This window comes from Flectobacillus longus (assembly GCF_030056705.1).
GTDB classification, from domain to species: domain Bacteria; phylum Bacteroidota; class Bacteroidia; order Cytophagales; family Spirosomataceae; genus Flectobacillus; species Flectobacillus longus.
Window position 1 is genome coordinate 59,125 of sequence record NZ_JASHIC010000011.1, and the last position, 21,778, is coordinate 80,902.

Annotated in this window: 25 protein-coding genes; 21 read left to right on the forward strand and 4 right to left on the reverse strand. The window is 34.8% G+C overall.

Features of this window, described 5'->3' with window-relative positions:
- Window positions 1-173: 173 nt before the first annotated feature.
- From QM491_RS09125 to QM491_RS09190, 14 genes are all read left to right on the forward strand, one after another.
- Window positions 174-923, forward strand: coding sequence for a hypothetical protein (locus QM491_RS09125; protein WP_283327197.1), 750 nt, complete (start codon window positions 174-176; stop codon window positions 921-923).
- A gap of 249 nt (window positions 924-1,172) precedes the next feature.
- Window positions 1,173-1,715 (forward strand): YcxB family protein, encoded by a 543-nt coding sequence (locus tag QM491_RS09130; RefSeq protein ID WP_283327198.1) that lies wholly within the window; start codon window positions 1,173-1,175, stop codon window positions 1,713-1,715.
- 101 nt (window positions 1,716-1,816) lie between these two features.
- A complete protein-coding gene (locus QM491_RS09135; protein ID WP_283327199.1) occupies window positions 1,817-2,467 on the forward strand; it encodes a nucleotidyltransferase domain-containing protein in 651 nt (216 codons plus the stop codon).
- 232 nt (window positions 2,468-2,699) lie between these two features.
- Window positions 2,700-3,419, forward strand: a complete 720-nt coding sequence (locus QM491_RS09140; protein WP_283327200.1) for a GNAT family N-acetyltransferase — start codon at window positions 2,700-2,702, stop codon at window positions 3,417-3,419.
- A 62-nt stretch (window positions 3,420-3,481) separates the two neighbouring features.
- Window positions 3,482-4,015, forward strand: a complete 534-nt coding sequence (locus QM491_RS09145; RefSeq protein WP_283327201.1) for a hypothetical protein — start codon at window positions 3,482-3,484, stop codon at window positions 4,013-4,015.
- A gap of 139 nt (window positions 4,016-4,154) precedes the next feature.
- Complete coding sequence (locus QM491_RS09150; protein ID WP_283327202.1) at window positions 4,155-5,342, forward strand: S41 family peptidase; 1,188 nt, start codon at window positions 4,155-4,157, stop codon at window positions 5,340-5,342.
- A gap of 179 nt (window positions 5,343-5,521) precedes the next feature.
- Window positions 5,522-5,932, forward strand: a complete 411-nt coding sequence (locus QM491_RS09155; protein ID WP_283327203.1) for a lipocalin-like domain-containing protein — start codon at window positions 5,522-5,524, stop codon at window positions 5,930-5,932.
- Between the two features lie 109 nt (window positions 5,933-6,041).
- The gene (locus QM491_RS09160) at window positions 6,042-6,995 is read left to right on the forward strand and encodes a hypothetical protein (protein ID WP_283327204.1); all 954 of its coding nucleotides are present in this window, start codon (window positions 6,042-6,044) and stop codon (window positions 6,993-6,995) included.
- A 1-nt stretch (window position 6,996) separates the two neighbouring features.
- Window positions 6,997-7,491 carry a YdeI/OmpD-associated family protein gene (locus QM491_RS09165; protein ID WP_283327205.1) on the forward strand — a complete coding sequence of 165 codons (495 nt, stop codon included), beginning with the start codon at window positions 6,997-6,999 and terminating at the stop codon, window positions 7,489-7,491.
- Window positions 7,492-7,609: 118 nt separating this feature from the next.
- A complete protein-coding gene (locus QM491_RS09170) occupies window positions 7,610-8,791 on the forward strand; it encodes an exo-beta-N-acetylmuramidase NamZ family protein (RefSeq protein ID WP_283327328.1) in 1,182 nt (393 codons plus the stop codon).
- Between the two features lie 679 nt (window positions 8,792-9,470).
- Window positions 9,471-10,187, forward strand: coding sequence for a hypothetical protein (locus QM491_RS09175; RefSeq protein WP_283327206.1), 717 nt, complete (start codon window positions 9,471-9,473; stop codon window positions 10,185-10,187).
- A gap of 438 nt (window positions 10,188-10,625) precedes the next feature.
- Window positions 10,626-11,168: a hypothetical protein gene (locus QM491_RS09180; RefSeq protein WP_283327207.1), complete on the forward strand. Its 543-nt coding sequence runs from the start codon at window positions 10,626-10,628 to the stop codon at window positions 11,166-11,168.
- Window positions 11,165-12,145: an HTTM domain-containing protein gene (locus QM491_RS09185; protein ID WP_283327208.1), complete on the forward strand. Its 981-nt coding sequence runs from the start codon at window positions 11,165-11,167 to the stop codon at window positions 12,143-12,145. The genes QM491_RS09180 and QM491_RS09185 overlap by 4 nt, the downstream gene beginning before the upstream one ends.
- 241 nt (window positions 12,146-12,386) lie before the next feature.
- The gene (locus QM491_RS09190; protein ID WP_283327209.1) at window positions 12,387-13,142 is read left to right on the forward strand and encodes an alpha/beta family hydrolase; all 756 of its coding nucleotides are present in this window, start codon (window positions 12,387-12,389) and stop codon (window positions 13,140-13,142) included.
- Here QM491_RS09190 and QM491_RS09195 read toward each other — a convergent pair.
- Window positions 13,120-13,980 carry a ThuA domain-containing protein gene (locus QM491_RS09195; protein ID WP_283327210.1) on the reverse strand — a complete coding sequence of 287 codons (861 nt, stop codon included), beginning with the start codon at window positions 13,978-13,980 and terminating at the stop codon, window positions 13,120-13,122. The two genes, QM491_RS09190 and QM491_RS09195, sit on opposite strands and share 23 nt — an antisense overlap.
- A 183-nt stretch (window positions 13,981-14,163) precedes the next feature.
- Between QM491_RS09195 and QM491_RS09200 the strand changes: the two genes are divergently transcribed.
- Together QM491_RS09200 and QM491_RS09205 are read left to right on the forward strand one after the other, a co-directional pair.
- Complete coding sequence (locus tag QM491_RS09200) at window positions 14,164-14,778, forward strand: YqhG/Tai3 family protein (RefSeq protein WP_283327211.1); 615 nt, start codon at window positions 14,164-14,166, stop codon at window positions 14,776-14,778.
- A gap of 63 nt (window positions 14,779-14,841) precedes the next feature.
- The gene (locus QM491_RS09205) at window positions 14,842-15,279 is read left to right on the forward strand and encodes a DUF1801 domain-containing protein (protein WP_283327212.1); all 438 of its coding nucleotides are present in this window, start codon (window positions 14,842-14,844) and stop codon (window positions 15,277-15,279) included.
- Between the two features lie 107 nt (window positions 15,280-15,386).
- Here the strand turns inward: QM491_RS09205 and QM491_RS09210 are convergent, their stop codons facing one another.
- Both QM491_RS09210 and QM491_RS09215 read right to left on the reverse strand, forming a co-directional pair.
- Window positions 15,387-16,469, reverse strand: a complete 1,083-nt coding sequence (locus tag QM491_RS09210; protein ID WP_283327213.1) for an acyltransferase family protein — start codon at window positions 16,467-16,469, stop codon at window positions 15,387-15,389.
- A 165-nt stretch (window positions 16,470-16,634) separates the two neighbouring features.
- Complete coding sequence (locus QM491_RS09215) at window positions 16,635-17,282, reverse strand: NAD(P)-dependent oxidoreductase (RefSeq protein ID WP_283327214.1); 648 nt, start codon at window positions 17,280-17,282, stop codon at window positions 16,635-16,637.
- Window positions 17,283-17,565: 283 nt separating this feature from the next.
- On the opposite strand from QM491_RS09215, the gene QM491_RS09220 reads away from it, so the two are divergent.
- Window positions 17,566-18,399, forward strand: a complete 834-nt coding sequence (locus QM491_RS09220) for a helix-turn-helix domain-containing protein (protein WP_283327215.1) — start codon at window positions 17,566-17,568, stop codon at window positions 18,397-18,399.
- 75 nt (window positions 18,400-18,474) lie between these two features.
- Complete coding sequence (locus tag QM491_RS09225) at window positions 18,475-19,017, forward strand: cupin domain-containing protein (RefSeq protein ID WP_283327216.1); 543 nt, start codon at window positions 18,475-18,477, stop codon at window positions 19,015-19,017.
- Window positions 19,018-19,184: 167 nt separating this feature from the next.
- On the opposite strand, the gene QM491_RS09230 is transcribed toward QM491_RS09225, so the two are convergent.
- Complete coding sequence (locus QM491_RS09230) at window positions 19,185-19,523, reverse strand: winged helix-turn-helix transcriptional regulator (RefSeq protein ID WP_283327217.1); 339 nt, start codon at window positions 19,521-19,523, stop codon at window positions 19,185-19,187.
- 116 nt (window positions 19,524-19,639) lie between these two features.
- Here QM491_RS09230 and QM491_RS09235 point away from each other — a divergent pair, with 116 nt between their 5' ends.
- From QM491_RS09235 to QM491_RS09245, 3 genes are all read left to right on the forward strand, one after another.
- Window positions 19,640-20,029: a DoxX family protein gene (locus QM491_RS09235; protein WP_283327218.1), complete on the forward strand. Its 390-nt coding sequence runs from the start codon at window positions 19,640-19,642 to the stop codon at window positions 20,027-20,029.
- An 87-nt stretch (window positions 20,030-20,116) separates the two neighbouring features.
- Window positions 20,117-20,755 carry an ankyrin repeat domain-containing protein gene (locus QM491_RS09240; RefSeq protein ID WP_283327219.1) on the forward strand — a complete coding sequence of 213 codons (639 nt, stop codon included), beginning with the start codon at window positions 20,117-20,119 and terminating at the stop codon, window positions 20,753-20,755.
- A 206-nt stretch (window positions 20,756-20,961) separates the two neighbouring features.
- Entirely contained in the window at window positions 20,962-21,417 is a 456-nt protein-coding gene (locus tag QM491_RS09245; RefSeq protein ID WP_283327220.1) for an Ivy family c-type lysozyme inhibitor, read from the forward strand.
- Window positions 21,418-21,778 lie beyond the last annotated feature (361 nt).

Here is a 21,778-nt window from a genome sequence, read left to right on the forward strand (position 1 = left end):
ATAGTTTCATAGATAGGGGTACAAATTAATTAAAATGTCTTAGTTTTGAAATTAGATAAAACTTATGATAAAATGAATATTTTTTAAGGTTGGTTTGACGTATTAAAGAGCAAAATTCAAACAAATTTGTATATTCGTTCAGAAAATTCAGCAATTATTATCCAAAATTACGAATGAAAAATATTCTTTTTACGCTCTTTTTTATCGGTCTTACTATCGGAAATGCTTGGGCTGATGAGCCTAGAAATCAAACGCTTGTGCGATCGAGAAATGAACAATTTACTCTTAAATTGAAGAAAAATAATTGGAATATGACAGATTCAAAAGGGAATCTATTGTATTCAATTCCAGAGAAAGGCTTCGCGGCCATGTCTGTATTTATAACCAACGATGGCAAAAATGTGGTTGTGATGGATGATTTAATTTCGGGAGGAAAATTAACTAAAAAAATAGCACTTCGTTTTTTTCATGAAGGCAAACAAGTGATGAGTTATAACTTATCAGATTTAGTCAAAGATTCCTGTAATGTTACACGCACTGGTCAGCAAGTTAAATGGGCGCTTGAGGATTTTGATTTGGCAAAAAATGATTCAACTTTTTCACTCGCAACATTTGAATTCAACGAAATCGATTTTAATACCAATACAGGTCAAATTACTAAAAATGCCAAACCCTTTATTGTTGATCGAAATACCTATATTTTGAGAGGGAAATTTTATAAATCTTCATCGTCTGACAAAACCGAAATGCTTGTTAGGAAATATATCTTGGGAGACAAACTACCTTTTGATACTATTCATTTTAGTACCGATATGTACACCAAAGGAAGTTGGGACCAAGTGGTGGTTATTAAAGATGGAATAGACGTAACTCCCATTCGCTTTCGAGGCGAAGTATTTGGAGATGGCTGCCTTATCAATTAAATGTGAGTGTTGCGTTATGAGTGAAGCGTGTAAATTTTGATTATTCAGATCTATTCAATCTTACTAATGTTCAAAATTAAATTGATTTTATCCGCTCAAGGACAAAGGATGGAAAGTTTAAAATGTTTCTTGTAGGAGACCATAAAGACATTTTTACCCAGTGCTCAAAGCCAACAAACAAAAGCCTTTTAATATAATTTTATTTTGCAGTAAAACAAAGTAATAAATACACAATAAATATAACTTACCATGAACATACGTTTTATACTTCAAGAAGAAGACTACCTTCAACACGAGCTTTTTGTGGCTTCTGAAAACAAATTGTTTAAGTTTTCGCCTTCTAAAATCTTAGGAGTCTATTTAGCTGTTTCTGCGATTTCTGGGTATTATTTGTACACACAAAACCATTTGACAGTAGCATTGATTTCTATTGTGGTAGGTGGTGCAGTGATTATGGCTTTACCACGTTTGGTGAGAGGGTATTACAAAAATGAAATTACTAAGTATGTTCAGAACACCTTTGGCAATAGTTCTGGAAAAGAAATAGAATGTGAGTTCTTTATGGATAATATGCTTATGGGTGATGGCGAACGTGCCGCCACTATTGCGTATAATCAAATTGAAAATGTGACAGAGACTAGTGATTATTTTTATGCCAAAATCCAGTCAAGCTCGCACATCATCATTCCTAAAGTTGGAATTGGCAATGCACGTCCTGTAAAGCAAAGACTTTTGAATATTTGTGAAGAGTCGAAAATTCCATATTACGAACAGTTAGATTGGACTTGGTAAAAAATAGGAAATAGATAAATGACCAAAATCCCAATCACAAAGGCATCAAAAGCTCAGTGGTTGGGATTTTTGGTATATTTTGCCACACAACATATAAAACCATGATACAAATTGATTTTGCTAATCGTGTTAAAAGTATTCTCGAAAAAAACGACGGTATCCTTGGTGTAGCCGTGGGAGGTTCGTGGATTGCTCAACAAATAGATGAATTCTCAGATCTAGATTTGGAGATTGTTACCAAAGAAAAAATAGCGCCTCATAAGCCAAATATGCTTGCTATTGCAGAGTCGTTGGGTAATTTTTTATCTGGGTTTAAAGGAGAGCACGTAGGTGAACCTCGTTTGCTTATTTGCCTCTATGACAATCCTTTATTGCATGTGGATTTAAAATTTGTCACACTTGACGAATTTAAGATTCGAGTGGAAACACCGTTTATTTTATTAGATAAAAACGGAGCCCTCCAACAAGCCATTAATGATTCTGAAGCACAATTTCCTTATCCTGATTATCAGTGGATCGAAGACCGCTTTTGGACTTGGATACATTATGCGTTACTCAAAATTGGACGCGGCGAACACCTTGAAGCTTTAGATTTTTTTGGCTTTTTAAGAATGGTTGTATTGGGGCCAATGATACATATTAAAAATGGTAATTTGCCAAGAGGTGTTCGAAAAGTTGAGATGGAATTAGATGCGTTAGATTATCAGAGTTTGATTGAGACAATTCCGACTTACCAAAAACTGATTTACTAAAAAGCTTAAGAAATGTCGTTGTTTTGTATCAAAAGTTACGAAAAGAGCAGTTTGACGACACTATTGTTATCAATCCCAAGGTGGAAACTGCTGTGCTGAAATATTTCTATTCTCTCGAAAATTAATAATGAATAAAAGCTAAAGGGAATCTTTCTCTTGAAAATGAAGTTATCATTATTCCTAGATTCAAGAAAAGATTGTTACCAAATATTAAACATCCTCTTTAGCTTTTATGAACAATATTATTGTCAAAAACTTATTCGAATATTGGACTGTGGTAGGCAGCCTCAATCAGTCACTCAGACAAACGCCTTATTTCAAATATAATCCTATTCAAAACTCTGATTGGCCCAAACGTGTTTTTGAGCTAGAAAACACTCCTGAGGCATTGGATGCAATTATTGAGCTTTTGCCAACTGCCAATTTTCCAGCTAGAATTACCACCTCTGGTTTACACACTATCCAGCATGATGAGCGTTTTCAGTTTAATTTTGGTCTACAAAATATGGCTATGTCTTTAAACGACGCCCAGTTTCCTTATCAAGAAACTCCTGAAATACATCAAGTAGTAGACACAGACGAAATATTAGCCTATGCACATGTGGCTACGGTAGCTTTTAAATACCATTTCAATGCCGATGTTTTTGCGAATGTATTGCATCAATCAGAGCAGGTAAAAGCGTTTGTATATGTCGAAGAAGGGGAGGTTCTGGGTTGTGGAACACTTTTTATTGATGCTAACAATGTGGCAGGTTTACATACAATTGGCACGCTTCCAGCTGGTAGAAATAAAGGTATAGGACGCAAAATCACCGAGCGTTTGTTGACACAAGCCCAAAGCGAAGGATGCTCTATCGCTGTTTTGAATGCCTCTGTAATGGGTGAGCCTATTTATGCAAAACTTGGTTTCAAGACCTATGGCGAATTACAGACTTTTTCAGTAAAAGAATAAAAAATCGGGTTGCCTGCAACATTTGAAAAAATCAGGAGTCTTTATCAAAAAAATAGTTCATTATGAAAAAGACTCCACTTATTTTAATCTTTATCTTCACCACTTTTTGCTGGGGATTAAACTTTCAAGATGCAATTGCATCATACACCAGTATTCATCATAAAATAAAAACTGATACCATAACCGTAAACTTCGGAAATCCCATATTTGATCTCAAAGAAGGAGAAACACTTTCTCTTTTGGTTCAATCTAATGGTTGTTATACCGCTCACTCAAAGCTTTTGTTGATTACGAAAGAAAAAGAATTATTTATCACTAGGCTCTATTTTAACCCAACGATAACATCACAAACCAGCGCTATCAGAATGCCATTTGACCCCAATAATGGCGATTTGAAGGAAACACATACCTTGAGTAACAAAGAAATGGATTACTTTATGAGTTTTCTAATAAGTTTAAATTCAATTAGAGATAAGGGGTGTTCAACGACTGATACTTACGTCTTTAACTCTATACGTTTTAGCATGATAAAAGTTGATGGAACATGCCAATGGAAAGGCTTTGAGCGCTTACAAAAAGAACTTTTTAACCAATAATTAAATACCTTTTGCCAGAGCAATCTGGCATTTTTTTTGTACAGCACCACTTCTCAAAGCAATCGACCTTTTATACGAAGTAATAAGATTTCAATTTGGATTTATTTTATTTTTGAGAATAAACTTTATTTTCTCACTCATGACTAGATTATTACTGTTATTTATTCTGACTATTACATGTACTGGTGTTGCTGGACAAACAAAATATGAAAAAGACTTTGAGTCATTTACGAATATTATTCATAAAAACTATGCTTATCTAAACCAACAAAATATTGATTGGGAAAAAGTAGAAAATATCTACAAACCACAAATTGTGAATATTCAAAATGACAGAGAGTTTATAAGATTACTTGAAAATATGCTGCTTGAACTCCACAACGGTCATTCCTCCTTAAATGTAAATTTGAATACCTCTAATAGATTGATTCCATCTGGTCAAGACCTTTATGTTGAAGAAATAAAAGGAAAATTTTGGATTACAGATGTGAAAAAAGGTAGCAATGCAGACCTTGCAGGCGTATTCATTGGTAGTGAGGTAATCAAATTTAATGGTAGGGAAATAAAGGAGCAACTTTCTAATTTCTTGCCAAGGTTTACCAACAGCTACACGAATGCCATGAAGCAGTTTGCTCTTGATATGTTATTTGCAGGGACACATGACAAGAAAAGAAGTATTGGGGTATTGATTAATGGTAGAGAACAAACGATTGAATTAGACAACAAAAGTTCTATTAAGGATACAGCCATATTAACGGTAAAACGCGTATCATCATCAAAAGTCTGTATAAAAATCAATAACTGTCTATGGAATAATGACCTAATTGCAGCTTTTGATAAGACGCTAGATTCACTTTTAACGACTCCAATACTTATTTTGGATTTGACTGATACCCCAAGTGGTGGCAATTCTACTGTTGCCAGAGCTATTATGGGAAGATTTATTGATAAACCTTATGGTTATCAGCAACATGAATATGATGAAACTGACTTTGACACCAAACGTCACTGGATAGAGTACGTATATCCAAGAAAGAAAGTATTTAAAGGACGTTTATATGTTATGGTAGGGCATTGGACTGGAAGTATGGGAGAGGGAATGGCCATAGGTTTTGACTCTTTTAAAAAGCCGATAGTTGTGGGAACTAAAATGGCAGGTTTGCTAGGTGCAATTGACGGTTTTCATTTAAAGGAAACGAATATTAATTTTCAAATTCCCACAGAGAGGCTTTATCATGTTGATGGAAAACCTCGTGAGAGTTTTGCTCCTAGATTACAGACTCAAAATTCTAAGCAGACTTGGGAAAGTGTTTTGAAAGCAAAATAACCGTTTAATAAGTTTAATTAATTTGTATTTATAAATGTCGTAATTTTACGGCAAAGAAAAATCTGATTATAAATTCAATGCACAATAATAAAGATTATATGAAAAATTATATTTTATTATTGTGGAATAATATGTTTTAGGCTTGTAGTTTCTATCTAATGTTTAATAAATAAATTTTTATGAAAATCAAATTAATTTTACCAATTCTTTTTCTGTTGTTCGTTACATCTTGTAAGAAAAATGATGATCCTGCTCCTGCAACTGTTGTTGGCAAATGGACTATCACTTCGTTAAGATCTAAATCAACGGGTACTTTCTCAATGGATATCACGTTCAACTTATCAGCCGATAGTTATATTCAATTTAACTCGGATGGTACAGGTGTTTCGGCTTCAGCAAATACAGGTCAACCTCTAACTACTGAGAATTTTACTTACAAATTAGATGGGACTAAAATCACCATGACCTCTTCTGATAAAGAGGTTTCAACTGTAGAAATCCAAACCTTAACCTCTACTAGTTTGGTTCTTTATGAAAAAAGAGTGAGTGGAAATGATGTTGGAGAAAGTTGGTTGAATTGTAAAAAATAAGTTACGATTTTGCAAAATAAAGGGCTTGTATTTCGATGCAAGCCCTTTATTTTTTGCCTATATTTAGCTTCATTGTTGAATAATATCCTCAATATGAAGTTATTTCGTTATGAAAACTTTTTCAAGCGTCCGAGTCATTGGGTATCTGAGTTTGCTTTTTTTGAACTTTTCATGTGTGGTTCAAAAAAACGCTACCTTACTGTCTATTGCCAAAGAAAGCTATTGTATTCCTCCACAGAGTACAACAGATTTTAGGTATGGTATTACTACTAATTCGGACTCGGTATTGAAAGCTAATATTTCACTCAAACCAAAGTTTTCAGAGTCCAGTATTCTTATTATGAATGCCTTGAGAATTAATGATGAGATTCATGAAATAGTTAATAAAACCAACAAAAAAAGCCTCGAATCGATGGTTAGATTGAATACTCTCAAGCAACAAATCGATAACCGAGTATGGATGGCTAATTCTGAAATAGATGCTCTCAGTGCCGAACTAGATTGCGAAGGTGAGCGTATTGACCAAATTGCTAATTTTGTAGATAATTCCAATTTGAGCAAAACGACCAAATTGACAGTTGCTTCTATCGTAATTGGAGCAGCGTCAAGTATTGCAACGGTGTTAATATCAAATGAATCATTAAACAATGGCGTAGCAATTGGAGCAGGGGTATTAGGTGCAAGTCTAGGATTTGCTACTTTAAATCCTAAGGGAAAAAAGGTTGAAATAAAAACTAATCGAAACTTATTACGTAACGTATGGCTGAACCAAAATCGGCATGAAATATCGCCTTTTGTGTGGTATATGCTTACCGAACCGCAATTCAGTAATTCAGGCAAAACAACTTTATTACAAAACACTAAGGAAAGGTGGTTAACGTACCAATTTGATGAGAATCTAACTAAAGCCAACAAATCGGTGAACTTTTCAGAAGGGGGTATTTACATTGCGGATGACCTTCATGCACGAAGTCAGATGATTAATCAATTTCAATCTGTGGTTCGTTCAATTAAGCAAAATTTGAACCTTTTTATTGCTGAACTTAATAATGCTTTTGATTAATATGAAGACTATTGGTTACTCGTTTCAAGCTGAATTAAAAATCATTGGCGTTAATCCTTATGTAGATATACCACCACAAATTTTGGATGAAATTTTCGTACAAGCTGGAAAAGATAAAGGGCCAATTCCCGTTTGTGGAAAAGTGAACCAACAGGAGTTTCGGCAAACTTTAGTAAAATATGCTGGCGAATGGCGTTTTTACGTTAATACCATTATGTTGAAAAATTCGCCCAAACGAATTGGAGAAGTTATACATATTGAAATTACATTTGATAAAGAAAGTCGAGCAATAGCCATTCATCCTGACCTTTTGAAGGCACTAAATTCAAATTCTGAAGCCCAGCAAGTATTTGAAAAACTCTCACCATCGCTTCAAAAGGAAATAATAAGATATATCGCAAACCTAAAGTCTGAAGAAAGCCGAGAGAGAAATATCGCAAGAGCTATTCAGTTTTTATTAGGAAATGAACGGTTTATCGGAAGAGATAAACCTTAAAAAGGGATAGTGTTTTTTATTTATCTTCGTATGTTTGAGACTTATTTACAAACCCAATTTTAAATTTTCATTTTACTTCATCCGAAAGCCTATGAAATTTTTACTTTCAGTATTGCTTATGCTTGGTTCGTCGACTCTATTTGCTTGGAATGAGCCAACCTCCAAAGCTCCCAAAACTATAGTGACTGGTGCTGACCAGACAGACCAATATTTCGAATATCTTAAAGGAAAGCGTATTGGTATTCTTGCAAATCCTACTACTATAATTGGTAAAAAACACCTAGTCGATAGCCTTTTAACTCGTGGTATTAATATCGTAAAAGTATTTGGCCCAGAGCACGGCTTTAGAGGAAATGCCAGTAATGGTACAAAAGTTTCGGATGAAAAAGACGCTGCTACAGGTATTCAAATTATTTCCTTATATGGCAAAAAACGCAAGCCTTCAAAAGAGGATTTAGCTGATATTGATTTAATGATTTATGACATTCAGGATGTAGGCTGCCGTTTTTATACCTATATCAACGTCCTAAGAGATGTTATGGAGTCATGTGCCGAATTTAATAAAGAATTATTGATTCTTGACCGCCCAAATCCCAACGGTTATGTAGTCGACGGCCCGATCTTAGATATGAAACTAAAATCTGGTATTGGTCAGTTTCCTGTCCCAATTGCCCACGGTATGACAATTGCAGAATTTGCTCAAATGATTAATGGTGAAGGATGGTTGCCTGAGAAAAAAAACTGTAAGCTCAAAATCGTGAAGGTCTTGAACTATAAACACGATATGGAATATGTGTTACCTGTCAATCCATCACCAAATTTGAATACCCCACAAAGCATTTTACTGTATCCTTCCACATGTTTGTTTGAAGGCACCCGCCTCAATCATGGAAGGGGAACATATTTTGCCTTTACCATATTGGGTAGTCCATTGTACAAAGGAATCTACGATTTTTCGTACACCCCAGTCAGCATCAAAGGTATGAGCGAGTCACCGCTGTATATGGATGAGCTATGTTATGGGATAGATTTGCGTAAATATGATACAAAAGAATTAAGAAAAACTTGTCAAATCAACCTTAAATGGATGATTGATTTGTATAATAACTATCCAGAAAAAGATAAGTTTTTTGATAGAAGTATGAGCAAACAAATTGGCAATATAGATTATTTGATTGGTGTTGCTGATTTTAAAAATCAATTAAAAGAAGGGAAAACTGAGAAAGAAATCAGAGCCTCGTGGGAGCCAGGACTGAGTGATTACAAAAAAATGAGAAAGAAGTATTTGTTATATAAGTAAAGGTAAAACGGTCAATTTGAAAATATCCTTCAAGTTGACCGTTTACTTTTTGTAAAAGGTTTCCAATATATCATTTTGATTATGATCTAAATAATTGATGTAATGTATTCGAGCTTAACTGACGTTATCAATTATATTTTTTCACAAACCAATCTTTTCATCAGCTCCCTAAGAGCTTTTATAAAGGAAAACAAGATAATTCTCCTTTATTCAAGCCTATTATGCAAGATTACTTACACTTCCAATATCCGAAATGGGTAATTTCTACAATCCTTGGTAGACTGCTAAATCACCATTCACTGCTAACTTAGTGTAAGCCGTTTACTCAAATATCGCTTCTAAATTTGGTGATGACTTCTAGAGTCGTTAATTTTCATACATCAAATTTTCTACGTTTACACCACTTCCATACACATATCATATCTGATACTAATCACTACTCTTGAGCATATCATTTCTGTAGATACCATTCATTTCACCACAAAATTTAAGAGTTAATCTTAAGACATACACCGATTTTGTACTGAAAACTTATGGCTATTAATACCCCAAGGCTTATCCATTTGTATAAATGGTGTTGAGAAATTTTGTTGTCTTTTTCGAGAGAAAAATAGAGACAAAATTGCCTTGTGAAAGATATGTCACCCCTCCAATAATTCTCATATAACTTTATTTAAAAATGAAAAAGATAGCCTTATTTCTTGCGATGATAGTCGCCTCAATGATGTCTGTAATAGCACAGGCACCTCAAGTAAAATCTGCAAATCTTTCTAAAAAAGATTTAGCACAAATCGAAGAAATTCTGAAAGGAGCAGATGCTTCAACCTACAGTGTTTCGATAGAAAACAGCGGAAAGGTTACAAGGTTGGGTAGTGCAAGTATCAGAAATCTTAGTACGATTTCGGCGTATCATAAGGCTGGTGGAGTAGCCAATGCCGCCAATGAAATTATTACTACAGTAGGTAATTATGTCAAGACTGTTTGGACTAGCAAGTTTGCATCGATGTATCCAGAAAAGGTAAAGGCAATCAATACAATTTTAGAGAAAAGCGCTAAAAATACCAGAGTCATTGCTGTTCGTCCGAACATAAAGGCGGCTAATTTTACGAAGGATGACCTATCCAAAATTCAGGATATATTGAAAGATGTAGATGCGTCTTCGTATAACCTTTCGATAGAAGAATCGGGCAAAGTTACTCGCTTGGGCAGTGCAAGTATCCGCAATTTAAGTACAGTATCGGCTTATCATAAAGTAGGTGCAGGAGTTCGCGCTAATGAAATTGTGACCTCTGTGGGCAATTACATAAAAACTATCTGGACAAGTGGTTTTGCTTCAAGATACCCTGAAAAAGTCAAGGCTATTAATGCCATTATGGAGGCGGCTGCCAAACGTTAGTAAATGAAAAAGACTGGTGTTTAAGTTAGTAGGCAAAATAAAATTTAAGATTGCGCTTTGGGCTTTCAGGTAACGGCTTTGGGCGGTGGGCTTTGGAAAAAAGCATGGCTGTGGTTATTAAAAAACATTTTAACACTCTTTGCCTTGTGCCTGTTGCCTAAACACATAAATTAAATCTTATTTTGCGCGATTACTTAAGTATTAATGCAAAATAAAATTGCATTAATAGGCTTTAGGCTGTAAGCCGTAGGCATTAGGCAAAAAAGTTTCTATTATTTCATGAGAAATACTATTTAATTTTTTGCCTACTGCATAAAGCCTAGAGCTTAAAGCAGGTAAAATTTATTTTAATTTTGCCTACTTACTTAAATGTAGTTTTCTTTAATAATATTCAGGAGGGGTGAATTTTTTTAAATCGGTAAAACACATTATCAACTTATGAAAAATCCTTTTACCAAGTCACAGATATTGCTCTTGCTTTTTTTTACATTTCATTTTTCAATGATTTGTATTAAATCATTCAGAGAATATAGCGCTATGAAAGTGATTGAATCTTGGATTCATCCTCTCAGAAATGTATCGGAATATTATACCGAAATGGCTGTTTTACAGGCAGATTATAGTTTTTTTTCACCCAATATTTCCCCTGATTTTTTGGTGAGTATCAAGGTGCAAGATTTGAAAGGAAGATGTAAGGATGCTTCTTTTAAGTTTTCGAACACAGAGGTTGAAAAAAGATTTCATACTTGTGTATTAGCACTAAGTAATCTTCCTCCCGATTTGCAGGATATCATGGTAAAATCTTGGGCCGCAAGAACGCTTGATTTACATCCTGATGCGGCACAAATTACCGTAAAAATTGAGCGTAATAAAATTCCAGAAATGTCAAAGTTTGCTCAAGGTAAAAGAAACAAGCCTGAAAAAATGCTAGAAGTTGTTTTTCAAACTGCCGAACCTACAATCTCTCTGTCGCAACCATGAAAAATCTCATGCTAAATTTTCATCAATTTTTTTTCAAGCCAGTTGACCAATTTCCACTGGTTTTTTTAAGAATAAGTATTGGACTTTTTGGTCTGTTACAGTGCGGATTTTTATCATCTGAATGGCTTAATCTATATGGTGTCAATGGATATGTTGAATGGTTTATTTCCTACGATTTGTTTTCAATCAAAGAATTACCATCTATCGTTGGTTTAGCTAATTTTCTGATGCCTTTGGGTATTACTGATAATATGGTTGTGATTTTAATCACTTGTATTTATGTAGTTGCGTTGTTGGGCGTAACACTAGGGTGGCATACCAAAATCATGGTTGTGACTGCTTGGCTTAGTCATTTTATGCTTTGTAATACTGCAATGACATTTGGGTATGGTGTCGAAACTTTCTTGCATGTAGGACTTTTCTATCTCATTTTTGCGCCTTGTAACTTTTATCTCTCTCTTGACAAGCTTCAAGGAAGGGGCGCAGAAGTAAGTGTAACTCCGAACGCTAAATTTATTATCCGAATAATTCAAATACACTTATGTTTGGTGTATTTCAATGCAGGTATAGCCAAAATGATGGGCGATGATTGGCTACAAGGGGAGGCCGTTTGGTATGTAATTGGCAATACCAATTATTCACAATTTGATTTAAGCTTTTTGGCTTCAATTCCTATAATTCCGAAGCTTATGTCATGGTGGACTTTGGTAATTGAAACGGCTTTTCTTGTGTTTATTTATTGGAAACCTAGCCGACGTTTATGGGCTATCAATATCATTTTCTTACATATAGGGATTGGTCTCTTAATGGGTTTGAATATGTTTGCACTCATTATGATAATACTCAATATTGGGGCGTTTTGGTGGCAAATTTTTCCGACTTTCTGGGATACCTTCAAAACACGTTGTACCAATTTGAACGCTTTGGGATTCCAATCTTCCCTTAATATCAAGATAAATCTTGGAAAATGGACATAGCTTTATTTAGTATAAAATCACGCACTCTTCATGAATTTTCATCATATTTGTTTTGTATGAAAGAAATATGAAGTATCTTAATGTACGTAAAATAAAAAACTCAATAGAAAAACAACAACACTCTATTGAGCTTAGAATCCAGAACAAACTCATTTATTCAAAGAAATAAATGAATAAAAATGGGAGATTTTACAAAAAAAGAACCTTATATGAAGAGTTAGTTTTGTATCTCTATACAATCATGCATCGCACATCAACCAAACCGCCTCTTATTTTATTGCTTGGTCGAGATGACTGGCAAAAAGATATCAATCTGAACTATATCTTGGTGCATTATATTCAAAAAAAAGGTATAGCTATTGCATGGGAAGATCCAATTGGTGGGGCAATCTGGGGGATGAGACATACCTTAAATCGTTTCTTTAATATTTCCGAATTTTGGGATAAATTAATGGTTCGTGGTGTACAATTATTGTTTGCAACTGTAAACTGGCGATATTGTCAGCACTTGTTTCGACAATTTAATGATAATCAACATCACACGATAGATGGGCGCTGTCGGCGAGTAGCTTCTCGCATAAAGTTTCTTAGTAAAAAATATGAAGTCTATATAATTTCGAGATCTTCGGGCGGACGGGTAGCTTCATTAATAGCTGACAATGCTGACGTTAAATATATGATTTGCCTAGGTTACCCATTTCAAAATCCTGAAAATGGTAAAGAACCTGAGCGTTATGAACATTTGCCAGATGTACATACGCCATTTTTGATTATTCAAGGAAAGAAAGACGAGTATGGTGGTAGTGAAATATTGGAAAAATACATATTTAATCCAAACACTACGGTATTCTTAGTGGATACAGATCATGGTTTTAACATGCAAAAGCCACAATGGCAGCAATTATTTGATAAAATAGAGGAGGTTTTACCAAAAAGTCAGGTCAAAACATTATCTAGTTTTGACCTGATTCCTACTACTTCATTTGTGTCCAATTAATCGCATTTTCGATAAGTTTGACAAATGTCTCATTTTTCCAAGCAACTTCGTTGTGCCCAAAAGAGGTATAAAATGTTTTACCTTTACCAATGCTTTTACACCATGCTAAAGGATGGTCGTTGCCCATTCCAAAATTTTTATTCGGAGCCAACATCGGAATCGAACCATTAGCATCTATCTTATCTCCATCCATAAAGTAAATAATATTGAAACCTTTAGCACGAGGATTCTCAAAAAATACATACCATTCATCTGCATGCTTCCAGCTAGTTGGTAATCCCTGACTTATAGTGCTGTCAGCTTTAATATCCTTCTGAATTTCAGCGGTTTGAAACTGTTGTGCAAGAGCATGATGAGAAAACTTAGCACCCAATAAATTTTGCTCGTACCAATCCCAGTGATGGGAGTCGTCACCTGCTCCATGAATCCCAATTAAGCCTCCGCCATTTTCAACGTATTGCTCTAAAGCTCTTTTTTGCTCATCGTTGATTACTTCTCCTGTCGAATTGTTAAAAATTACTGTACTAAATTTGGCTAATTGCTCTGAATTAAAAACACCACCATCTTCGGTTTCATAAACAAACCAATTGTTTTTTTGAGCAAGTTGTTCCAATACTGGCTTAGAGGCATCTATTGATGCAGCATGTCTAAACCCTGTAGTCTTTGAAAATACTAATACAGCTTTTTGATTGCTTGGAAAATTGATTTTAGGTTTTTCGGTTTCGTAAGATACTGGAAAACCGTTTTTGACTTTGTAAATGAAAAGCCCCATTGCTACTCCGAGCAAGATAATAATTGTGAGTAAGGTAAAACCTATAATTTTGACTGCTTTTTTCATAATAATTTTTCCTATAATTACTAGTTTAGTTTAAGTAAATATAGGTATTATTATTTTATTGTCCCTGATTGGGACAATAAAATAGCATAAAAATATTCTCATAAATATTTTTATTTCATCTTCTAAGAATTAAATTACCCTCAATTTTTAGTATTTGACACAACTATGTAACAAACAAAAACCATGAAAATTTCAATATATATTTTGACCATGCTTCTTACTAGTTTTGAGTTATCGATTTATGCGCAAGAAACTCCTAAAAAGAATGCTAGCTCTGTTGTATCTTCAGATAAAAAAGCAATAAGAGATGTACTAGTCAAAGCTTATAAGTGGCAAGAAGCAAATACTTCTGATGTTGATTTTGAGCCTATTAGTGACAAAAAGGAAGAACGCTATATAGGTTTGAATTACAAAATCCATCAGAAAAGAATGGTGTCTTTGGAAGGTACAGGCTATTTTTCAAAAGAGTTTCTTCAAAATTATGATGCCATTGCAAAAGGAATTGATGCTCGACTAAAATCTAACAAAGACGAATGGATGGTGGGCGATATGCCTCCTTTTGGCGAGGATGCAAATCCTTGGTGTCGTTGCCAAGATTACCCTAATGATAACCCTTGGGATAAAATCATCTTAAAGAAATTAGATATTCTCGGAGAAACGGCAACTGTTTGGTGGACTTGGGGTGACGCTGTTTTTTCAAAAGGGTTTTCTTACAAAGTTCGTCTTCAAAAAGAAAATGGCCAGTGGAAAATCAGCTATTTACAAGGCTTTGATAAAAATATATTTTTGAAAAAATAAGTCTTAAAATTATCCAATATTCGTGCTTTAATAATTTATACGTGCTGTTTAAACCTCTTTCAAATGGCAAAAAATAAAACCCTCGAAACTGAAAAAAGTGTCTCTGAATTTCTGGATGAATTTGTAGCTAATGAAACCAAAAGGGAAGAGAGCAAAATTTTAATAGATTTGATGTCGAAAGTATCAGGTTATGAGGCCAAAATGTGGGGGCCAAGCATTATTGGTTTTGGGTCATACCATTATGTATACGATAGTGGAAGAGAAGGTGATGCCCCAATAATAGCATTTTCACCTCGTAAAGCAGCTTTTTCGCTTTATGTATTCCGAGGAAACAAAGAAGACTCTATTTGGTTGTCCAAATTAGGGAAATACAAAATGGAGAAAGGATGTATTTATGTGAAAAAAGTAGCTGATATAGACCTAAATATTTTGTCTGAAATTTTGAAAGATACCATCAAATTAACACTTGAACAATATCCTACTCAAACAGATATACTTTAAAGTGATGAGTTTTAGGTTTGTCTTTAAATCCAAATATTACTTTTGAGGGCAACCTATTTTAGGCAAGGACAACTCACAACTCATCACTCATAATTCTACGTTAATATTTACCTTCCATATTTTTGTAGTAAATACTTTCTAATAGGTTTATCTACATACTTCATGATAATATAGGCAAATAAAATCAATGCCAAAGTACCCAAAATGACAACAAGGACAATGTCGATTGTACTAGGTTTTGTTTTCGCCAAATATTCTGCAAAAAACCAGTTAGTCCAATAGTGACACATATAGAGAGGGTAGGAGATTTCACCCGATAGTTTCGCTATTTTTTGAGTAGAAACATAATTGATTGTTCCAGCACCAAGTGATACTAATAAAGGCGAATAGAATAAAACAACCAATAATTCAGAAACCCAATACTTCCCAACATAAGGCATCATCATCATGCACAATAGCATAAAACTAAGCCCTATAAATCCTATTTTATTTTGAATAATCCATTGCTTTCTTTGAATCAAAATGCCAATTAGAAATGAATAGCCAAGACGAGCTAAGCCATCCCAAAAGGTAGTGCCTCCCCAGCCACCTGTGAGTGTGCCTTTATCATAAGCTGTATAGGTAAGAAATACTGTCGCAAAGAAAAGTAATATTTTTAAGGCTGTTACAGACAATTTGTGTAGAATAGTAGCATAGAGAATATTGGCGATATATTCCCAAAAAAGCGACCAAGAAGGAGCATTGAGTCCAAATAGGTTTAGTAGTCTATCGGCCATTGTTGGCATTGGAATGAGCAATAATGATGTGACAGAAAGCAAAATAATTTGAGTAATAGAATACTTGCTTGTATCAAAAGCCGATGGAGCCAAAAACCAAAAAATAATACCTAGTAACGAGCCAATCACAACTAAGGGGTGAAGACGTATAAGACGTAATTTGAAAAATTGCACTAAACTCATTTGCTGAATTCGATCGTCATAAGCATAGCTGATGACAAAACCTGAAAGACAAAAGAAAAAATCTACGGCAAGAAAACCATGACCAATAAAGTTTTTGCTCGAATCTGGAAACAGCCACTCTGAAAAGTGAAAAACTACTACGCCTATTGCGGCAATTCCTCGAAGTCCATCGAGTACTTCAAAATGATTTTTGGTGTTTGGTATTGTACTAGTTGTGGTTTGTGTGCTCATTGATTTAGAGAAAAATTGAAATGTTGGCACAAGAAAGTACAGTTAGTAGGCTTCTTTGTGGGGATTTGTAGGTTTTTGAAACAATTTGAAAAAGAATTGAATTGAATCGACAAGGATTGTCCCATAATTTTAGCATTAATGGAAACAATCCTTGTCGATAAATTACTAATCTTGATTAAATACAAATGGCGCCAGTCCTGAGAATTCCTTCGAGAAAAGCTGTATAACGACAAATTTTGCCAAGCTTTTTGCACTTATTTTATTTCTTGTACAATCCTTCAAATCCGTATTGACAGGTACATTTTCATCAGTTAATTCAATCAACGGAAGACGAATCAGCGTCCAGTCTATCGTAGAGTTGACCAGTAAATCGTATTCAATTTGCTTGTTAGCAGTCGAAATAGGAAAATTTTGTTTCATCCACTGAGTGCCAAACTTTGTTTTTTCACCTTTTTGGTCGCTCGGCGTATCAACATTCAGTCCTGTCGTTACGATATATCTCAGAATGCCTTCTTGTTGCATAGCATCCAAAATGTGCTGTGTCGATTGAGCAAAAATTGTGGGCTCGCTAGGAGGAGTACCTATACCCAACATACTCACCACATGAGTGCATCCATTAAGCAAACGTCTAACAGCATCAATATCTGTTACATCGCCTAACACGATTTCTACTCCAGCAGGAATTTGATTGATTTTTTGTGAGTTTCTGACTAATGCTTTTACCTGAAAGTTATTAGAAAAAAGTTCTTGAATTAGATATGAGCCAGATTTGCCTGTTCCGCCGATAACAGCGATTTTATAAGAAGATGTCATAATTTCTCTGATTTTTAATACAACAAAAAATATCACAACAAAAAGTATGTTGCGAAAAGGAGAACTTCGCCAGCGAGGTTCGATAGGTAGTATGTAAATCAGAGTTTAATAGGTCAAAAATATCGATTTTTTGCTGAAATAATGTATATTAGTTAAAGAATATTAGCTATTTACCAAACTAGCTATAAGTGTATTGTTTTAAGGTATAACAATTGATTCCTTAAAGTAAAGTATATTTTATAACTCGTAATTCTTCATTAATACTTATGCTGTAACTAAAACTATGGTGTTGCTTGAATTTCCTCCATCGCCCATTTTTAAGGAATTTGTCCGCACTTTCCGAATTGTAGATTTTGTTTTTGCGGCAAATCAAATCATTCCCTACAAACCTTATCCTCCCAAGCCAGAACATTGTTTAAGTTTTTATCCACGTGATACCGAAACGGTAGATTATGCAGTTTCTGGTAAGACCAAAGCAAAACTTAAGTCTGTGGTATTTGGTCAGCAAACCGAGGTTACTCACCGTTACGTTGGGCGAGATTTTTTGGTTTTTCAAGTAGTTTTTCGTCCTGGAGCTTTATTTCGCCTTACAGGAATACCGTCTTTCGAACTCAATAATTCCTATATCGATGCTGAGGCGATATTTCCATTGTGTATTAAGGAAGTTAACCTGAAGTTACAAGAAACAAAGAATTATACCGATATGGTAAATATCGTTGAATCCTTTCTGATAAGTTTATTGTCCAGAAAGGTAAAGCCTAGCCACGGATTAGATATTATCACCAACCAGATATTGAACCAATCAACCGTAGTTGATATCGATTGGCTAGCTAACGAATCTTGTTTGAGCACTCGTCAGTTTGAGCGTAAATTTTTGGAGAGAATGGGTGTATCAGCTAAGTATTATAATTCCTTGATTCGTTTTGAAAATGCGTTTCGAATGAAAAACAAATTTCCACAATTAGACTGGTTAACAATAGCAGTGCAATGTGGATACTACGACTACCAACATTTATCAAAGACTTACCAAAAGTTGACCTTAAAATCGCCTACAGAATTCCATTTGTTGGACTTGAACTCTCCTGAAAGAAGCTTTGGGCAGGCAGATACCTACTAAAAATGTCGTTTTTTTACCACTAGATTCCATTTTATGCCTTGCAAATTTGTGTTATAACTTATAACCCAAACAACTATGCAACGTAGAAATTTTCTTTCAACAGCAGTGGTATTAGGCTCTAACTTAACACAGGCAAGTGCTAAAACCAATCAAGCACCAACATCTCCATTTGTGATTCGTTCTGGCGAGAGTCGTTTTCAGGAAAGTACTCAAGTAGGACTTAGTCCTAATAACATTAAGGTATCTTCGAAAGATACTAATGGGCTTCTTACTGTATTTGAATATGTAGGAAAAGAAAAAGGTGGACCTCCTTTACATATTCACCCCAATCAGGATGAAATATTCTTTATTGTAGAAGGAGAGTATCTTTTTCAAGTTGGGAAAGAACAACATAGATTAAAAGCTGGTGATACGATATTTCTACCAAGGAATATTCCTCATGCTTTCGCACAAACTTCTTCAAATGGAAAGTTATTTTTTATGTTTCAACCCTCTGGAAAAATGGAAGATTTTTTTCGAGCGCTTGGTGCGCTTAAAACTCAACCAACTCCTGAGGAAGGAGCACGAATATTTGCTGCACACGATATGCAGGTGGTAGGACCACCATTGCAGTTTTGATTTTTTGTAGAAAAACAAGGGATTATTTTTAATATGAATTTTACTGGTAGAGACGCAGTGATTGCGTCTTATGTCGAGAGTATGGTAACATCAAAAAAGCGGTCGAAAAATATTTTTCGACCGCTTTTTGATAGGTAAATGGTAGGATAATATTCTTTATATATGATTTACTTTTCCATAATCACCTTTCTATGTTCGATACCCCATAGATGTAACTCTTCAACCACCCTTTGTAGCGACTGCCCGTGTGGCGTGATAGAATACTCCACCGTCGGTGGATAAGTATCTACGGCGGTTCGAGTAATTAAAGTATTCGTTTCAAGACTTTTGAGCTCGTTGGACAATACTTTATCTGAAATACCCTTCACTTCTTTTGCAATTTGATTTAACCTTTTAGGTTCAGCCCCCAAGGCAAACAGAATTAATAACTTCCATTTGCCTTGTAAGGTTTCTAAGGTATCCTTGATAGAAAGTATATTTTTGGGACAATCAATGCCGTTTATCATCGTCTTAGGGTTTAGTATTTGTATTACTTTCTTGCAAGTAAGCGCTTTCCTCGAAGAAAGTATCCATGTTTTGTAAAAGCTAAGTGGGTAGTTTTGGTAAAATTAAATTTACAATCATGACAACACACAAACACAATTCCAAGTTCAAAACATTGACTGCCTGGGTACTGCAATTTCTTTTGGCATTGAGCCTTGCCTATGGAGGAGTTTTGAAATTAGCAACTCCTATTGACCAACTAGCTCAGATGTGGCCATGGGTTGTACAAGTGCCTACTTTTGTGGTATGGGGAACAGCCATATTGGATTTACTTGGAGCAATCGGTATTTTATTGCCTAGTCTGCTTTACATAAAACCTCAAATCAGTCGCTGGGCTGCCTTTGGTATCCTTTTATTAATGCTGTCTGCAATCGTATTTCATCTTGTACGTGGCGAGGCGACGGTTATTGGTTTCAATATTTTTATGATAGTATTAACCATAATTTTATTACGGCTTTGGAAGTCATAATAGCGCTCTATAAATCTACTAAGACTAACACCGTTTCGTTTCAAAAAATAGTAAATTTGGTAATTCTAACCTTTAACCATCTTTACTATGTTGCAAGCAATATTAAAAACGGGTGATACAGCAATGCTCTATTCCACGCTCAAGTCACACCCTGAGTTGGCCAATGAAGGAGTGCCACTCGACGATACTAATCCAGCCTTGGCACATCCCTTGCACCGAATAGCTGATTGGATATTCACAAAGGATATATCAGAAGAAAAAGGAATCGAGTTGGCAGAAATTTTACTAGATTTTGGTGCAAATATCGATGGTCAAAATCTAAAAATCCTTCAGGATACACCCATAATTGCAGCGGCGAGTTTGTACGCCAACCAACTTGGGAAGTATTACCTTACAAAAGGTGCTAATTTAGACCACCAAGGTTGTTTTGGGGGGACTGCCTTACATTGGGCAGCTTGGTGTGGGGGTGTTGAATTATTGGAGGTATTGTTGCAACAAGACCTTGATTTGAATCAAAAATGTATTGAGTTTAAATCTACTCCACTGTTTTGGGCTGTTCATGGGACTTATCAAGATAAAAATATGGTAAGAAATGCTCATTTGAAAAGTATAAAATTATTAGTGAATGCTGGGGTAGATAAAAATATTCCTAATATTGAAGGTTATACCATCTTTGATTTGGCAAAAGATGATGAGGAGGTTTTACGCATATTAAATCGTCACTAATAGTCATATAAGATTTTGACTTACAAATGTAATATTGAGTTAAGTGATTGATATATAGCGATTTGAATGATTTAATTTTTGCCTTGATACGTTAGTCATACTTATCATTTGTTATACAGACTTAAAAAATTAATACATGTTTCCAGAACTTATCCGTTATATTTGAAATGATGTATTGAACCCAAATAGGTATAAACGTATAAGAAATGAGAAAAATTACCGTGAATGCCGCCGTTATGATGTGCCTATGCTGTGTAGGTGTATCAGAACAGTCAGTGGCTAAAATTGCAGTATCGCAACTAAACACTGTAGGAGATGAACCGTCTATGGCTTTTCTGAGGAAGCTTCAAGGAAAGTATCCGTTTGATGTAAAATTATTTAATGCGCAAAGTTTGACTAATCGCCTCAAGAAATTACTTGGAAATCGCTACCAATTTATGGTAAGTACTTGGGCTGTAGAGGTGCCAATTGAAGTGAAAAATAATCTTTTTGTGGCAAGTGGTTGCGAGCAACATAATTGTGGTGCAACTAACTTTATCATTGTTTATGACTTTACTAAAAATAACCTTTCAGTTGGTATTCGTGAAGGAGATAAAGTAAATACATACTCCGAAGATGGAAGTAACTCTCCAAGAGTGTTGCAATGGGTTAACAATTACTAATCATAAAAACATCAAAAGCCTCAGATTTCTCTGAGGCTTTTTTTACAAAGTAAGGCTATAAAGTTAAAGTTTTTATGTGTTAGACTCAATATATAATCCAATATTGATGCTTGGTTTCTTCTTGAAAGAAGAACCTTTAACTTACCCTAAAAAACACCGCTTAAATATCTGTTTTCGTGTCGTAAAACAGAAAAAAGGATTGGTCAACATAATTGGGTGTTAGTTAGTTAAGGTAAAAGAAGCTTTTCTATTATGAATTTTACTATTTGATTCTTCTACGGCTGAAAGTTATTACCATAAAAAATAAAAACAAAATTTTTGAGGAAAAATTTATATCACATGATTTGGTGATATTGGATGC

Excerpts from the sequence above, each read along its gene's own strand:
- QM491_RS09125 (WP_283327197.1), top strand. The coding sequence starts at position 174 with ATGAAAAATATTCTTTTTACGCTCTTTTTTATCGGTCTTACTATCGGA.
- QM491_RS09130 (WP_283327198.1), top strand. The coding sequence starts at position 1,173 with ATGAACATACGTTTTATACTTCAAGAAGAAGACTACCTTCAACACGAG.
- QM491_RS09135 (WP_283327199.1), top strand. The coding sequence starts at position 1,817 with ATGATACAAATTGATTTTGCTAATCGTGTTAAAAGTATTCTCGAAAAA.
- QM491_RS09140 (WP_283327200.1), top strand. The coding sequence starts at position 2,700 with ATGAACAATATTATTGTCAAAAACTTATTCGAATATTGGACTGTGGTA.
- QM491_RS09145 (WP_283327201.1), top strand. The coding sequence starts at position 3,482 with ATGAAAAAGACTCCACTTATTTTAATCTTTATCTTCACCACTTTTTGC.
- QM491_RS09150 (WP_283327202.1), top strand. The coding sequence starts at position 4,155 with ATGACTAGATTATTACTGTTATTTATTCTGACTATTACATGTACTGGT.
- QM491_RS09155 (WP_283327203.1), top strand. The coding sequence starts at position 5,522 with ATGAAAATCAAATTAATTTTACCAATTCTTTTTCTGTTGTTCGTTACA.
- QM491_RS09160 (WP_283327204.1), top strand. The coding sequence starts at position 6,042 with ATGAAAACTTTTTCAAGCGTCCGAGTCATTGGGTATCTGAGTTTGCTT.
- QM491_RS09165 (WP_283327205.1), top strand. The coding sequence starts at position 6,997 with ATGAAGACTATTGGTTACTCGTTTCAAGCTGAATTAAAAATCATTGGC.
- QM491_RS09170 (WP_283327328.1), top strand. The coding sequence starts at position 7,610 with ATGCTTGGTTCGTCGACTCTATTTGCTTGGAATGAGCCAACCTCCAAA.
- QM491_RS09175 (WP_283327206.1), top strand. The coding sequence starts at position 9,471 with ATGAAAAAGATAGCCTTATTTCTTGCGATGATAGTCGCCTCAATGATG.
- QM491_RS09180 (WP_283327207.1), top strand. The coding sequence starts at position 10,626 with ATGAAAAATCCTTTTACCAAGTCACAGATATTGCTCTTGCTTTTTTTT.
- QM491_RS09185 (WP_283327208.1), top strand. The coding sequence starts at position 11,165 with ATGAAAAATCTCATGCTAAATTTTCATCAATTTTTTTTCAAGCCAGTT.
- QM491_RS09190 (WP_283327209.1), top strand. The coding sequence starts at position 12,387 with ATGCATCGCACATCAACCAAACCGCCTCTTATTTTATTGCTTGGTCGA.
- QM491_RS09195 (WP_283327210.1), bottom strand. The coding sequence starts at position 13,980 with ATGAAAAAAGCAGTCAAAATTATAGGTTTTACCTTACTCACAATTATT.
- QM491_RS09200 (WP_283327211.1), top strand. The coding sequence starts at position 14,164 with ATGAAAATTTCAATATATATTTTGACCATGCTTCTTACTAGTTTTGAG.
- QM491_RS09205 (WP_283327212.1), top strand. The coding sequence starts at position 14,842 with ATGGCAAAAAATAAAACCCTCGAAACTGAAAAAAGTGTCTCTGAATTT.
- QM491_RS09210 (WP_283327213.1), bottom strand. The coding sequence starts at position 16,469 with ATGAGCACACAAACCACAACTAGTACAATACCAAACACCAAAAATCAT.
- QM491_RS09215 (WP_283327214.1), bottom strand. The coding sequence starts at position 17,282 with ATGACATCTTCTTATAAAATCGCTGTTATCGGCGGAACAGGCAAATCT.
- QM491_RS09220 (WP_283327215.1), top strand. The coding sequence starts at position 17,566 with ATGGTGTTGCTTGAATTTCCTCCATCGCCCATTTTTAAGGAATTTGTC.
- QM491_RS09225 (WP_283327216.1), top strand. The coding sequence starts at position 18,475 with ATGCAACGTAGAAATTTTCTTTCAACAGCAGTGGTATTAGGCTCTAAC.
- QM491_RS09230 (WP_283327217.1), bottom strand. The coding sequence starts at position 19,523 with ATGATAAACGGCATTGATTGTCCCAAAAATATACTTTCTATCAAGGAT.
- QM491_RS09235 (WP_283327218.1), top strand. The coding sequence starts at position 19,640 with ATGACAACACACAAACACAATTCCAAGTTCAAAACATTGACTGCCTGG.
- QM491_RS09240 (WP_283327219.1), top strand. The coding sequence starts at position 20,117 with ATGTTGCAAGCAATATTAAAAACGGGTGATACAGCAATGCTCTATTCC.
- QM491_RS09245 (WP_283327220.1), top strand. The coding sequence starts at position 20,962 with ATGAGAAAAATTACCGTGAATGCCGCCGTTATGATGTGCCTATGCTGT.